Annotated in this window: 13 protein-coding genes; 4 read left to right on the top strand and 9 right to left on the bottom strand. The window is 65.2% G+C overall.

Annotated elements, in window-relative coordinates; all coding sequences use genetic code 11:
• Positions 1-11: 11 nt before the first annotated feature.
• From HSRCO_RS02235 to rdfA, 3 genes are all read left to right on the top strand, one after another.
• Entirely contained in the window at positions 12-548 is a 537-nt protein-coding gene (locus HSRCO_RS02235; RefSeq protein WP_259518769.1) for a helix-turn-helix domain-containing protein, read from the top strand.
• Between the two features lie 305 nt (positions 549-853).
• Positions 854-2773, top strand: a complete 1920-nt coding sequence (locus tag HSRCO_RS02230) for an archaea-specific SMC-related protein (protein WP_259518768.1) — start codon at positions 854-856, stop codon at positions 2771-2773.
• Positions 2770-3369 (top strand): rod-determining factor RdfA, encoded by a 600-nt coding sequence (gene rdfA, locus HSRCO_RS02225; protein ID WP_259518767.1) that lies wholly within the window; start codon positions 2770-2772, stop codon positions 3367-3369. The genes HSRCO_RS02230 and rdfA overlap by 4 nt, the downstream gene beginning before the upstream one ends.
• Positions 3370-3750: 381 nt before the next feature.
• On the opposite strand, the gene HSRCO_RS02220 is transcribed toward rdfA, so the two are convergent.
• From HSRCO_RS02220 to HSRCO_RS02180, 9 genes are all read right to left on the bottom strand, one after another.
• Positions 3751-4518 carry an IclR family transcriptional regulator gene (locus HSRCO_RS02220; RefSeq protein WP_259518766.1) on the bottom strand — a complete coding sequence of 256 codons (768 nt, stop codon included), beginning with the start codon at positions 4516-4518 and terminating at the stop codon, positions 3751-3753.
• Positions 4519-4647: 129 nt separating this feature from the next.
• A complete protein-coding gene (locus HSRCO_RS02215) occupies positions 4648-6288 on the bottom strand; it encodes a thiamine pyrophosphate-binding protein (RefSeq protein ID WP_259518765.1) in 1641 nt (546 codons plus the stop codon).
• A gap of 71 nt (positions 6289-6359) precedes the next feature.
• The gene (locus HSRCO_RS02210) at positions 6360-7709 is read right to left on the bottom strand and encodes a thiamine pyrophosphate-dependent enzyme (RefSeq protein WP_259518764.1); all 1350 of its coding nucleotides are present in this window, start codon (positions 7707-7709) and stop codon (positions 6360-6362) included.
• Positions 7709-8860, bottom strand: a complete 1152-nt coding sequence (locus HSRCO_RS02205) for a 2-oxoacid:acceptor oxidoreductase subunit alpha (RefSeq protein ID WP_259518763.1) — start codon at positions 8858-8860, stop codon at positions 7709-7711. The genes HSRCO_RS02210 and HSRCO_RS02205 overlap by 1 nt, the downstream gene beginning before the upstream one ends.
• Complete coding sequence (locus tag HSRCO_RS02200; RefSeq protein ID WP_259518762.1) at positions 8853-9086, bottom strand: ferredoxin family protein; 234 nt, start codon at positions 9084-9086, stop codon at positions 8853-8855. Before HSRCO_RS02200 ends, HSRCO_RS02205 begins: the two co-directional genes overlap by 8 nt.
• Before the next feature lie 264 nt (positions 9087-9350).
• Entirely contained in the window at positions 9351-10112 is a 762-nt protein-coding gene (locus HSRCO_RS02195) for an ABC transporter ATP-binding protein (RefSeq protein ID WP_259518761.1), read from the bottom strand.
• 2 nt (positions 10113-10114) lie between these two features.
• The gene (locus tag HSRCO_RS02190) at positions 10115-11164 is read right to left on the bottom strand and encodes a branched-chain amino acid ABC transporter permease (protein ID WP_259518760.1); all 1050 of its coding nucleotides are present in this window, start codon (positions 11162-11164) and stop codon (positions 10115-10117) included.
• On the bottom strand, positions 11161-12042 hold the full coding sequence (locus HSRCO_RS02185; protein ID WP_259518759.1) for a branched-chain amino acid ABC transporter permease: 882 nt from the start codon (positions 12040-12042) through the stop codon (positions 11161-11163). Before HSRCO_RS02185 ends, HSRCO_RS02190 begins: the two co-directional genes overlap by 4 nt.
• 15 nt (positions 12043-12057) lie before the next feature.
• The gene (locus HSRCO_RS02180; RefSeq protein ID WP_259518758.1) at positions 12058-13434 is read right to left on the bottom strand and encodes an ABC transporter substrate-binding protein; all 1377 of its coding nucleotides are present in this window, start codon (positions 13432-13434) and stop codon (positions 12058-12060) included.
• 231 nt (positions 13435-13665) lie between these two features.
• Between HSRCO_RS02180 and HSRCO_RS02175 the strand changes: the two genes are divergently transcribed.
• A complete protein-coding gene (locus HSRCO_RS02175) occupies positions 13666-14367 on the top strand; it encodes an ABC transporter ATP-binding protein (RefSeq protein ID WP_259518757.1) in 702 nt (233 codons plus the stop codon).
• The last annotated feature ends 4 nt before the right edge of the window (positions 14368-14371 follow it).

Here is a 14371-nt window from a genome sequence, read left to right as displayed (position 1 = left end):
GAGAGCAGCGCATGCCTGGACCCCGGCGCGACGTCGAACGACGACTGGACGACCCGGAGATCGACGCGGCGATCGACGCGGCCCAGCGCTCGGGAGACGCCTACCTCGTCCGCCGGCTCTGCTTCGTCAAAAACCTCTACGCCGGCGATACGCTCACCGAGGCGGCCGGCCGGGTCGGAATCTCGCAGCCGACGGCCAGTCGATGGACTGCGGCCTGGAACGAAGCTGGCGTGACCGGACTCGAACCGGCGTTCGGCGGGGGACGACCGCCGAAACTGTCTACGGACCAGCGAGAGCGGCTCGCACATCTGCTCGACACCCATCGACCGCTCACTATGGGACAGATCGCCACGCTCGTCGAGGAGGGGTTCGGCGTCGCCTACTCGCAGCGACACCTCGCCCGAATCATCGACGACCTGGTCGATGAATACGGTATCGACCGGCCAGTGCGAGCGGAACGGGCACCAGCCGGGAGCGAATCCCCCGCGGACAATCTCCGAGCGGCACTCGACGACCTCGGGATCGAGGACGCAGAAGGTACCCACTGAACCAGTCGTCGATTCCCCGATAGGCCGAGGGGCCGGTGGCTCGATACGGGCCGACGGATCGAGAGTGCTGGCGAAGCGTCGGTCGGTTGCGAGCGGTGGCGGATGGGGGCCGTCGGCACATCTCCCCAGTCGGAGTATTCATTTATAATGTCTCAGATTGGCGAAAACGTCCACGCTGGACCTCGTAGATTGGACCCCGCGCATCGATCAGTCGGTCCGATCGCTACAGAGTTTTCCACTGTAACGTTGGATAGGGAAGGTGGGTACGCCCAAACCTTTTTTACTGCCCACGGGTTCGTTCGGCTATGACCGTCCCAGCCGGGACTCCAGCGACCGTGGCGATATCCAATCTCGGGGGCATCGAGACGCTCGAGACGACGATCCCGCCCGGGGTGACGATCCTCTCCGGGGAGAATGCGACGAACCGGACGTCCTTTCTGCGGTCGATCGCAGCTGCCCTCGGTGCCGATCGCGCCGCGGCGACCCTGAAATCCGACACGGAGGCGGGCGAGGTGACGGTGACGATGGGGGAGACCATCGCCACGCGGACGTACTCGAGCACCGACGGCGCCGTCGTTCGTGGCGGCGACCCCATGTCCGACCGGGCAGAACTGGTCGATACCTACGCCGCACTCTTCGCGACCAATCCGGCCCGCACGGCGGTCCGGAACGGCGGCGACGGACTCCGCGAGATACTGATGCGCGGGGTCGACACGGCCGCGATCAACGCGGAGATCCGGTCGCTCAAACAAGAGCGGTCCTCACTCGAGGGGGAACTCGACCGGATCGAAGCCGTCCAGCAGGACCTCCCGGACCGTCGCGAACGGGAGCGAGCGCTGGAATCGGACCTCGCAGCGGTCGAGGCGGACGTCGAGGCGGTGCAGGCGGAGATCGACGAGTACGAGACGACCAGCGAGCAGATCAGGGACGCCGAACGCCGACTCGAGGAACTCGAGGAACTGCGCGAGCGGCGACGGCGCACGGAGGCGGAGATCGACGAGACCGAGTCGTCGATCGAGACGTACGAGGACGAACTGGCCGAAATCGAGGCCGAACTGGCGGAACTATCGGTCGCCGAACGGCAAATCGAGGAGTTGAACGCGGAACAACGACGAGTGGCGACCGACATCAGCGCGCTCCAGTCGACGATCGCGGACCTGAACGACATCATCGCCAACAACCGGTCGATTCTCGAGGGGGAGGACGTCATCGGCGTCTTCGATAGCGACGAGGACGTGACCGCCGACCTGCATCCGGAGACGAGTACGGTCCGATGCTGGACGTGTGGCAGCGAGGTCGAACGGTCCCGGATCGAAGGGCGAATCGAGACCCTGGAGACGGTTCGGGCGGAGAAAAACGACCAGCTACAGGAACTCCGAGCCAAAAAGGCCGACCTGACGGCGGAACTCCGGTCCATCGAGGACGAGAAGGAACGACGGGAGCGCCTGGAGGCCGAGCGCCGAGAGACGGCGACCACGATCGAGGCCGAACGATCGGCGCTGGAGTCGCTCCAGGCCGACCTGCAGGACGTAGAACAGGACATCGAAACAGCAGAAGATCGGGTCGCCGAGACCGAGGCGCTCCGGGATAGCGACCTCCCGGAGGCCTACCAGCGGCTCAGCCGACTCCAGCACCGCCGCGGCCAACTCGAGACGCGACTGGCGTCCGTCAGAGAGGAGATCGCAGACATCGAGGAGCAGATCGCACGGAAGGAGTCGATCGAGGAGCAACTGGCGACGGTCACCGCGGACCTCGAGACCGCTCGCAGTACGATCGAGCGGACCGAACGGGAGATCGTCGAGAAGTTCAACGCCCAGATGGCGGACGTGATCGATCGACTCGGGTACGACAACATCACTCGGGTCTGGATCGAACGGATCGCCTCGGAGGGGTCGACGGCCACGGTATTCGACATCCATCTGGTCCGGGAATCGGCCGAGGGGACGGTCTACGAGGACACCCTCGAAAGCCTCTCCGAGTCCGAACGCGAGGTCATCGGGATCGTCCTCTCCCTCTCGGGCTATCTCGTCCACGACCTCGACGAGACGGTGCCGATGGTCCTGTTCGATTCCGTCGAATCGATCGATGCCACCCGGCTCGAACGGCTCTTCGAGTACATCAACGAGTACGCACCGTTTCTGATCACCGCCCTCCTCCCCGAGGAGGCGAGCGCGATCGACCGGCCGACGATCGCGGCCCCCGACTTCGAACGCCAGAGCGCATGACCGACGACGCCTCCCGATTGAAGGTCGCCCGGCTGGTCGACCGGTACGACCTCGACGATCTCGATTCGCGGTTGCAGCGCCGGTACGACGTCGAGGGCGACTCGCTCCGCGATCTGGCGGCTTTCGTCAACGTCGAGGTGACCAAGGCGTTCCTGGGGGAGCGACCGTTCGCCCCGGAATCCGTCTATCGGATCCTCGGCGACCCAGACGGCTCCGCGTCGAAAAGCGACCAGTCCGACCTGCGGCGGCGACTGCGGACCAACGGGGTCGACGTCGAGGCCCTGGAACACGAGTGGGTCACGCACATGACCGTTCGGTCCTACCTGCGGCGCCACCTCGACGTGAACACCGAACGGGACACCCAGACACCCCTCGATCCGGCCGTCACGCTCGAACGCGTCCACGGGCTGCTCGATCGCGAAGAGAACATCCTCCGGCGTAGCGTCGACGCGACCGCGACCGTCGACGGCGACCGCTGGGACGTCCACCAGGAGGTCCGACTGATCGACCGAGAGACGGGCGAGTCCCACGACCTCCGGGCGTTCCTACAGGACCGCGCGGACGACTGGGAGGCGGAGCGCGACGAAGAGCGGTAGGTCCCCCGGACCGTCACCGAGGCGGTACCGTCCGTTCCCCAGGACCGACGCGAGGGCGGACCGAGACGCGTCCGACTCGTTCGTTCTTCCGGAACGGATCGACGGACTGGTCATCTCCCCCAGCATTACGTGGATGGTACGGCCGATCCGCGGAATTCGTCCCGGAACAGCCATTGTTCTATGGTGTTCTGGTGCCCGGTACCGTCGGACAGCGGAGACGACCGATCGAGAACAGCACCGATTCGAGGGCTGGTTATCCAACACTACACTGGAAAGATAGAGGAGGATCCGGTCGACGCCGTGTGGATATCGTCGCGGCGACGCTCGAGGGTCACGGTCGGGACGTGATACGGCCGATTGTGTTCCGTATTGCAGAACAGATCAGGCGTACTTCGCGTTCATCTCGATGACGCGTGCCGCGTCCCGGACGATACCCCCCATCCGTTCCGTGTATGCGTCGTCGAACCGACGCGTGGGTCCGGAGATGCTGATCGCGCCGAGGACGTCGCCGTCCCGGATCACCGGCGCCCCGACACAGCGGAGCCCACGAATCCGCTCTTCGTCGTCGATCGCGTAGCCACGCTCCCTGACCGCCCGGAGGTCTTCGCGGAGGGCCGCCTCGGTCGTGATGGTCCGGTCGGTCCAGGTCGGCAAGCCGTGTTCGGCGACGATCGCGTCGATGCGCTCGCGCGGGAGGTGCGCGAGGATCGCCTTGCCGACGCTCGTCGAATGGAGGTACACCCGGGTCCCGGCGTGTGAATGGGTCCGAACGGCGTTCTCCCCGCGGGATTTGTAGAGATAGATCCCGCGACCGTTCTCCTCGACGGCGATCTTGGCCGATTCCCCCGTCTCCGCGACGAGGTCGTCGACTTCGCCCTTGCCGAACTCGTAGAGGTCCTCGTGACGTCGCGCGTGCCCGCCGAGGGTAAGAAAGTACAAGCCGACCCGATAACGGTCGTCCTCGCGACGGACGTAGTTGGCCTCGCGGAGCGTGCTGAGGTGGTCGTGGATCGTACTCTTCGAGTACCCCAGCGCGTCAGCGAGTTCGGTCACGCCGGCCCCGTCCCGCCGCATGATCTCCTCGACGATCTCGAACGAGCGCGTCGTCGCCTTGATCGGCGCGTCGATCGTCGACGGTCCGTTTGGCATGCCGGCACGTACTCCCCGACCACACATAATCGTTCCCCATAGCCAAACGCCCCCTCCTGTGACCGATGCCGGAACCGGTACGTCCCCTCGGCCGGTCCGGTCGGCCACGAGGCGCCGACGATCGACACCTCACTGGGTCATATAGGTGCCTGCTTGCGGTTCGACGGGGTCGGTCGGGATGCTCACGACCCTCGGCACATCGTCGGTGACCGTCCGGGCGACGTCGTCGAGGTCCGCGATCGTCTCCACGCGGACGGCCTCGAGACCCATTCCCTCCGCGATCGCGACGATATCGAGGGGTGCGTTCCCCCAGCCGTAGGCCCCCTCGCCGAGCGCGTACTCGCGCTCGGCTTCCTCGCTAATGACCGCGTAATCGTCGTTCGTGAACACGAACACCGTAATCGAGAGGTCCTCGGCTGCGACGGTGTGAAGCTCCTCGAGACACATCAACAGCCCACCTTCGCCGGTGAAGACGGCGACCGGGGCGTCCGGATTGGCGAGTGTCGCCCCGATACCGGCCGGAAGGCCGACCCCCATCGTGGCCCAGGAACCCGGGTTGACGTACGCCCTGGCCGCGTACGTGGGGAACGCGACCTGCGTCCAGATCCGGGAGCCGCCCGCGTCCGCGGCCACGACAGTCTCCCGCGGGAGGGCATCGCGCAGTGTGCGGAGCGCGCTAACGGTGGTGAACGGGGCCGTCTCCACCGCCGCGAGTGGGGCCAGGCGTTCCCTCCTGGCCTCGCGAACGGTCGCGGCCCGATCGGCCCCGGTTCTCGACGCCTCGGGTGCAGCCCCGACCGCGGATTCGAGGGCCCGGAGCGTTCGTCCTGCGTCACCGACGATGCCCACGCTGGGATCGTAGCCGCGACCGACGTGCGCCGGGTCCAGGGTCACGTGGATCAGTTCCGTCGGCAGGTCGTAGGACCACTCCCGCGTCCAGACGGCGTCGAAGTCGGTCCCGACCGCGAGCACCACGTCGGCGGCCTCGAGGGCAGTTCGAAGTTCGGTGCTCGTCCCGCCGCCGATGACGCCGGCGAACAGCCGATGATCCTCGGGAACGGTCGCCTTCCCCTTGTAGGTCGTCGCCACGGGCGCGTCGATACGCTCTGCGACCGCCAGAAGGAGGTCAGTGGCGTCGGCGGACCGGACGCCGCCACCGGCGATGACGAAGGGGGCGTCCGCCCCGTCGAGGGCGGCGGCGGCCCGTTCGATGGCGTCCGCCGACGGGCCGACGGGTTTCGGCTCCACCGGTGACGGGACGTCGGCGATGTCGACGTCCATCGGAACGAAATTCTTGGGGATACCGACGCGTACCGGTCCTTTCGGAGGGGTGCGGGCGATCGTGATAGCGCGCTGGAGTGCTGGGATGGTTGCCTGGGGCGATTCGACGAGCACGTTCTCCTTGACGACGGTGTCGTAGGTCTCCGGCGGCGTCTCGTGAATCCCGTCCCCGCCGCGGACGTGCGGCTCGGTCTCGACGGCGATGTGCACGAGTGGCGTGTTGTCATTGAGCGCGTTCTTCAGGCCGTTCATCGCGTTCATATCGCCCGGCCCGGGGATCACCACGGTCGCCGCCATTCGACCGCTGGTCTCCGCGTATCCCCACGCCTGATGGGAGACGTTCGTCTCGTGTCTGGCCATGACATAGCGAACGTCCGGGCGCTGGCCGATGCTCTCGTTCAGCGGAAGGGTCTGCTTGCCCGGAATGCCGAAGATCGTGTCGATATCGTTAGCCCGCAGGGTATCGATCACTGCGTCGCTGATCTGCATACTCCGAGTTCAGTCCACCGCGGATAAAGCGGTTCGAAAGGGGCAGCCACCACGGGAACCCCAGCCGGCGTTTACGAATCGGCGTCCGTCGGTTCGTCGGTGGCCCGGCGATAGACGGCCAGATTGTCCTCGATCGACGCGTCGAGATTGCTCTCGATCGATTCCTCGACGACGGAATCGTCGGCGATGTCGAGGGCCGCATTGAGATAGCCCAGCACGGCCATGTTCGTCGACCGTTCGGTAGCCACGTCGGTGGCGATACCGGTGAAGGGGACCCGCTCCGCGGCCGCTGGCGGCTCCGTGACGCGGTCGGCGTCGACGATCAGTCGGCCGCCCTCGCGCAAGACCGAACGGTGGTCCGCGAGTGATGCGTCCGTCAGGGCGACGAGCACGTCCGCGGCACCCTCGGGGACCTTGGCTTCGTGAATGCGGGTATCGGAGATGATGAGATCGGAACTGGCGACGCCGCCCCGGGCGCGCGAGCCGTACTCTTCGGTCTTGAAGACGTTGCGACCGTTGATCGCGGCGGCCTCGCCGATGATCGTCCCGGCGACGACGGTTCCCTGGCCCCCTTCGCCGGCGATCCGCAACAGCAGGTCGTCGCCGGTTTTCGTCGGTGCAGCCCGATCTTCGGTGACGTGCTCGCGGATCGCCCGTTGCTCGACCGCCTCGCTCGCGGCGACGAACTCGCTTCGGTCCCGCTGGGCGATCGGCCCCACCTCGAGGTCACCGGCTTGCACCTGCGCTTCCATCCAGTCCAGCATCTCGGGGGCGCTGGCCATCTCGTTTCGCCGACCGTAGACGGTCGGACACTGCGAGATCACCTCGACGAGGGAGAACCCGTCGTTCTCGATCGCGCGGGTGAGGGTGCCGATGAGTTGCTGCGGTCGGGAGGTGACCTGACGGGCGACGAAGGACGCGCCGGCCGAGTCCGCGACGGCGGCGATGTCGATGGCGTCCTCGGGATTGCCGTAGGGAGAGGTCGTCGTCATCGATTCGTGGGGGGTCGTCGGTGCCACCTGTCCCCCGGTCATGCCGTACGTGAAGTTGTTGACCAGAATCACCGTGATGTCGACGTTCCGGCGGGCGGCGTGCAGGAGATGGTTGCCGCCGATACCGGCGAGGTCGCCGTCGCCCGAGATCACGACCGTCTCGAGGGCCGGATTGCCGACCTTGGCTCCCGTCGCGAACGCGATCGCCCGCCCGTGGGTCGTATGCAGCGTGTCCGCCTCGAAGTTGGGGCTGGGGATCCAGGCCGAACAGCCGATCCCCGAGACGAGCAACAGGTCGTCCCGGTCGATACCCATCCGGTCGATCGTGGCGGCGAACGTGTTCAGGACCGTTCCGCCGCCACATCCCGGACACATCGTGTGTGGAAGCTGGTCCTCCCGGAGGTACTCGAGGAGGTCGTACGTCGACATCACCGGTCACCCCCGATCTCGGCGACGAGTTCGTCGACCGTCCACGGCTCCCCGCCGATCCGGTCGAGTCCGGTCACCGGCCGATCGGTCACGCGCTCGACCTCCCGCGTTATCTGTCCCAGATTCAGCTCGGGGACGTATATCTCGGTCGCCCCCGCCGCCGCGGCCTCGACGTGGTCTTCGGGGAACGGCCAGAGGGTCTTCAGCGTGAGCTGTCCCACGTCCATGCCGTCGTCCCGCAGTCGTTCCACGGCGCCCGCCGCCGTCCGCGCCGTGATCCCGTAGGCGACGACCACGGTGTCCGCGTCCTCGGCGTGCCAGGCGTCGACCTCGACGATGTCATCGGCGTTTTGCTCGATCTTCTCGTGCATCCCCCTGATCAGATCGTCGTGAACCGCCTGGGTGTTGACGTCCCGCATCCCGTCGGGTTCGTGGGTGGAGCCGGTCACGTGTGCCCGCAATCCCTCGCCGAACTGGGGCATCGGCGCGACATCCTCGTCGCCGAACACCCGCTCGTCGTCAGCCGTGGCGACCGTCCGACTCGCCGTCGACACCGACTCTGGGACGGTGAAACTCTCCCGGGCGTGGCCGATGATCCCGTCGGCGAGCAACACGACCGGCGTGCGATAGCGCTCGGCGATGTCGAAGGCCCGCACCGTCATGTCGAACGCTTCCTGGACGGAGGCGGGGGTGAGCGCCACGATCGGGTGGTCGCCGTGCGTTCCCCACCGGGCCTGCTGGACGTCCCCCTGGGCCGGCAGGGTGGCCTGCCCGGTCGAGGGACCACTTCGTTGCACGTCCACGAGCACCAGTGGCGTCTCGGTCATGATGGCGTAGCCCAGGTTCTCCTGCATCAACGAGAATCCGGGGCCGGATGTCGCCGTCATCGCCTTCCGACCGCTCCAGGAGGCGCCGACGACCGCGGCGATCGACCCCAGTTCGTCTTCCATCTGTACGTACCGCCCGCCGACCTTCGGAAGCTCGGCGGACATCGTCTCGGCGACTTCGCTCGCCGGCGTGATCGGATAGCCCGCGAAGAACCGACAGCCGGCGTAGATGGCTCCGTAGGCGATCGCCTCGTCGCCGGTCATGAACCGATTGCCGGGGGGCAACACGTCGGTCGCCCCCAGCGGAGTGGCGGCGTCACTCATCGACGCCCTCCACCGACAGCGCGAAATCCGGACAGATGAGTTCGCAGATGCCACAGTCCACGCAGTCGTCGACGGCCTCGACGACCGGATATCGCTCCGGTGGCGAGCCAGCCATCCCGAAGACGTCCGTCGGACACTGCGAGACGCAGATCTCACACCCTTTACAGAGTTGCTTGTCGAGCGAGATACGGACGGCCTCACCCGTCGTCGCCTCGAGTACAGCCATACGTTTCGGTTCGTAATACGGGGGCATACATCTTACTGCATGCTGCCCACCAACCGACGGCGGTGGAACTGACGGACCAGGTGCCCAGAACCGAAGCCGCCAGGCAACCGAAGAGCCGAGACACGGACCGGTGGCGTCGAGAACGCCGCGAGCAGACACAGCGTCACACTGCCGGGAGCAGACGCAGCGTCACACTGCCGCGAGCAGACACAGCGTCACACTGCCGGGAGCAGACGCAGCGTCTCACGACCGGGAGTCGACCGCTCACTCCCGGCTGCCCAGGTACACCTCGACGACCTGGGGGTCCCGAATGACGGAGTCGGGGTCGCCGTCGGCGATGACGGCGCCGTCGTGAAGTACCACGAGCCGCTCGACCAGTTCGACGAGGGCCTCGAGGCCGTGTTCGATCACGATGAAGGTCACGCCTTCCTCGTTGAGCTCCCGGACGTAGTCGGCGATGGTCTGCATCGACTTCTCGTCGATGCCGGCGTAGGGCTCGTCGAGCAACAACAGCTCCGGATCGGTAATCAGCGATCGGGCGATCTCGAGGAGTTTCCGTTCACCACCCGAGAGCTGGGCTGCGTACTGGTCTTCTTTCTCCAGGAGGCCGAACCGATCCATCAGTTCGGTGGCTCGCTCGTCGATTTCCGCCTCCCGGTCGTTCATTGCGTCCGTCTGTAACAGTGCGTGTTTCGCCCGTTCTCCCGGATGGTCGAGCGCGGGGAGTTTGACGTTCTCGCGAACCGTCATCGTCCCGTGCGCGCGAGAGTGCTGGAAGGTCCGCACCATACCGCGGTGAGGGAGTTCGTGGGCCGGCAGCCCCGTCACCTCCTCGTCGCGGAAGGAGACGGTCCCGGCGGTCGGCTCCAGGAACCCGGTGACGCAGTTGAAGAACGTCGTCTTCCCGGCACCGTTCGGGCCGATCAGACCGACCAGTTCGCCCCGATCTATCGATACCGAGACGGAGTCGAGGGCGCGGAGCCCGCCGAACTCCTTGGCCAGATCACTGGTTTCGAAGATCGCCATGATTAGCTCACCTCCATCTCCTCGGGGTTACCCCAGAGTCCTTCGGGCCTGTAGCGGATGATGACGATGAGCAAGAGCCCCAGCATCATCAGGCGCAACGAGGCGAACTCCGTCTGTGAGACCGGGAAGGCCTGGTTGAAAAAGCGAGTGAGCAGCCGGAACCCCATCACGATCACCAGCCCGCCGATCACGCCACGATGGTTGCCGGCACCGCCGATCAACATGGCGACCCAGACGGTCACCGTGAGGTCGATCGTGACGAACCCGGGAGCCATGGCCCCGTTGTACAGGGCGAGCAGGCCGCCGGCCAGTCCCATGAGTGCGGCACCGTAGACCATCACCCAGAGTTTGTAATCGAAGGTCGGTTTGCCGAGCGCTTCGGTCGCGTCCTCGTCGCTGCGAATCGCCCGCAATACCCTGCCGTAAGGCGATTCAGTGAGGCGATTGATCACGCCGTATGACGCGAGCAGGAGGCCGCCGAGGACGAGGATCACCACGATTGCGGAGGCCTCGTTCGTCGACGCGTCGAAGATCGTTGGCACCTGTCCGATGCCGTTCTGGCCACCGGTAATGTTTTGCAAGCTGTAGGCCACCCCGTGGAAGATCTCGGCGGCCGCCAGCGTGACGATCGCGAGGTAATCTCCACGGAGTTCCAGTGTCGTCACGCCAAGGAGGCCACCGACGATCCCCGCGAGGACCACGCCAGCGATCAGCGCGACCCCCCACGGCAATCCGAAGGTGATCGCCGAGGTAGCGGTACCGGCTGTCGAGGCGAGCATGGCCGTCGTGTACGCCCCCACAGCGAAGAACAGGACCGGGCCGAAGTTGACCAGCCCCGTGTAGCCGAACTGGACGTTCAGGCCGAGAATCACCAGACCGTACAGGAGCAGGAACGAGAGGACTTCGAGGACGACGAGGCCCTGACTGGGGAAGGCCACACCGACGCCTGCCACTTTGATCGCGATCCCCGCGACCGCCATAAGAGCCGCCAGGACGTAGAGGTGACCGTCACCATCCCGTCCGACGGTCGGAATCGACGGAACGGTCGTCATACGTCACCCTCCGCTACGTCGGCGATTCCCGTTGGTCTGACGAGCAACATGATTATCAGGAGCAGGAAGGCAAACACGGTCCCGAGATTAGAGATGGCTCCGGGAAGATAGGACGATGAGAAAATCATCACGAAGCCGATCACGTACGCACCGATGACCGCGCCATAGACGCTCCCGACCCCGCCCAGAATCGCGGCGGCGATGACGAGCAACACCTCGTCGAAGCCCATCAGTGGGGCGATCGAAGAGGTGAGGCCGAGGAGGAACCCCGAGAAGCCAGCCAGCCCGGAGGACATCAACCAGACGTTCCGCCGGACGCGGTCCGTGTTGATGCCGGAGGCCCGAGCGAGCAGTTCGCTGTGGCTGGTCGCTCGCATGGCGATCCCGGCGTTCGTTCGCGTCATCAGGACGTGGATGAGGACGAACACCACGAACGCACTCCCGATGACCAGCCCGTGGCGGGTGTTGATGAAGAATCCACCGAGCGCCTCGGTCCGGTACACCTGCACGCGAAAGTCGATGAACCGGATGTTGGCACCGCCGACGAGTCGATACCCGTTGCGCAACAACATCCCCAGGCCGATCGAAGCGAGCAACAACGGAACTGCTCCGGCACCCCGCATCGGCACGAAGGTAACACGTGAAATCGCGTAGCCCGCGACCATCGAGACGACGATAACGATCGGGATCGTCAGTAACACGCCGACGTCGAAGAGTTGCATCGAAATGAACGCGGTATAGGCGCCGATCGTCATGTACTCTCCGTACGCGAAGTTGATCATGTTCACGACGCCGTAGATCAGGGTGAACCCGACCGTGGCGACCGCGAGGTACGATCCCGCTTCCAGCGCGAAAATGACCGATTGAGCCAACGCCATCGTTTCGCTCTTGGATTACGACCCGTATTCCGAATCGGTGAGGATCGCCTGGATGTCGTCGGCGTTGACGGTCCCCGTCTGGGTGAAGCCGTCTGGGGTGACGTCGTAGACGCTCGCGTCACCGACCACGTCGCCCTTGTCGGTGAACTCGACGGCAGAGACGGCGCCCTTGAAGTTGATGTCCTCGCCGTTGTCGAGCGCTTCTTTGCCGTCCGCGAAATTCGTCACCTCCGTCCCCGGCGGGCGCGAGACCGGACCGATGTTCTTCTCTACCTCGGTCGGATCCGTCGACCCCGCCCGGTGGATCGCCAGCGCACCCACCGTGATCGCGTCGTACATCGCGATTCCCCAGGGATGAGTGTCCTGATCGGGGTATTCCTCGGTGAACTGGTCCAGCACGGTTTCGGCCGCGGGTCCGGACGTCGAACCGGCCGTCACAAACACGTCATCGCCCTCCAGACGACTGCCGAGCGTGTTGACGAGTTCCGATTGCTGGAGTCCGTCCTCGATCATCACGGGTTTCCCGTAGCCACCTTGTGACCACTCCCGCAGCAGCGTGATGGCGTCCTGGAGCCCAAGCGAGAAGGCCCACCCGTCGAACTCGTTACCGAAGAGCCGAGAGAGGTCACTCTGGTAGGAGTTCTTCCCCTCTTCTACCTCCAGTTGAGTGACGACTTCCAGGTCGTCGATAACGGCAGCGGCGCCCATGAACGCTTCCGCCCACGACCGTTCACCTGCGCTCGTGCCGTTCAATACCGCTACCGTGTCCACTTCTTCGGCCATTTTCAGTGCGGCGCCGGCAGTGTGGACCGAGTCGCTGATGATCGTCCGCCACACCCACTCGTCGTCGCTGAGGTCCCCGGGCGTCCCGTTGTCGCCGCCGAAATCGTCGAGGTCGCGGCTCCCCGGCCACGGGGTGATGACCGGTACCTCGTTGTCGATGAGGAAGTCCTGCAGGGGGGCGATCTCACTCGAGAAGAGTCCGTTGATGACCGAGGCTCCGTCGACGTTCGTCAGTTGCTCGACGACCGTTCTGGCTTCCTGAGGGTCGACGCCGGTGTCCCGGCGACTGACTTCGACCTGCCGACCCAGTGGACCGCCGGCGTCGTTGATCTGTGCGAGGGTCATCTCGGTCATCGCGGTCGCGGCCTTCTGGAGGAAGTCCCACTTGCCGGTCAGACTCGCCGGCTGGCCGATAACGATGCTGTCCTCGCTTACGTCGGTATCTCCCTCGACGGTGGTCCCGTCGTCGGACCCGCCATCACCGCCGTCGCCGCCGTCACCACCGTCGCCGCCCGAACAACCCGCGAGGCCGACCATCGCTCCCGCGCCGACGAGGTGTTTAAGGTACCGGCGCCGATCCAGATCTAGCTGCTTGCCAGGCTGTGGCATGACAACCGGAGATATACCACCCATTGGTTATAAAACTACCCGGTATATCATGAAATATCATTAACTGAAACAGGACGTAGCCCCAGTCGAGATTTTGATAGATTTGCAGTATATTCGACGAGGAACGGTGCCCCGGAGGGCAAGATTCACTATGGCGGCCCTGATTTGGAGTGGCATGGGTAAACATTCACCGCGATTGGGAGTACATCCCACGAACGGAGGGCGGCACTGATGCTACTCGACGTCGAAGATCTGACGGCGGGGTACGGTGATCTGGAGATCGTACACGACGTGAGCGTGACCGTCGACGAGGGGGAGTACGTCGCGCTCATCGGCCCCAACGGAGCCGGAAAGACGACGCTGTTGAAGTCGATCTTCGGATTCGCCGATCGGCTGTCCGGATCGGTCCGGTTACGGGGCGAGGACATCTTCCAGACGGATCCGGAGGAGATCATTCGTCGCGGCGTGAGTTTCGTTCCCCAGGAGGAGAACGTCTTCGCCCCGCTCTCCGTCAAGGAGAACCTCCGCATGGGCGCATACACACGGGACGAGATTCCCGAGGAGATTCTCGCGGAGATCTACGAGCGGTTCCCCCGTCTCGAGGAACGGACCGAACAGAAAGCCGGGACACTCTCGGGCGGGGAACGGAAGATGCTCGCGGTCGCGCGAGCACTGATCACCGAACCCGATCTACTCGTCCTCGACGAGCCCAGTTCCGGCCTCGCGCCCAACCTCGTCACGGAGCTCTTCGACGAGATCGATGCGATCAATGCCGAGGGGACGGCGATCTTCGTCGTCGAGCAGAACGCCGAGGAGGTACTCAAGCGGGGCGACCGAGGCTACGTGCTGACGCAGGGGAAAATACAGATGGAAGACGACTGTGCCGCCTTGCTGGACGCCCCCGAGGTCCAGGAGAACTACCTGGGCGGGTAGGGCC

Origin of the sequence: Halanaeroarchaeum sp. HSR-CO (assembly GCF_024972755.1) — an archaeon.
Lineage (GTDB): Archaea > Halobacteriota > Halobacteria > Halobacteriales > Halobacteriaceae > Halanaeroarchaeum.
The sequence above is the reverse complement of the archived record's forward strand: the minus strand, read 5'-3'. Positions and strand labels throughout refer to the sequence as shown.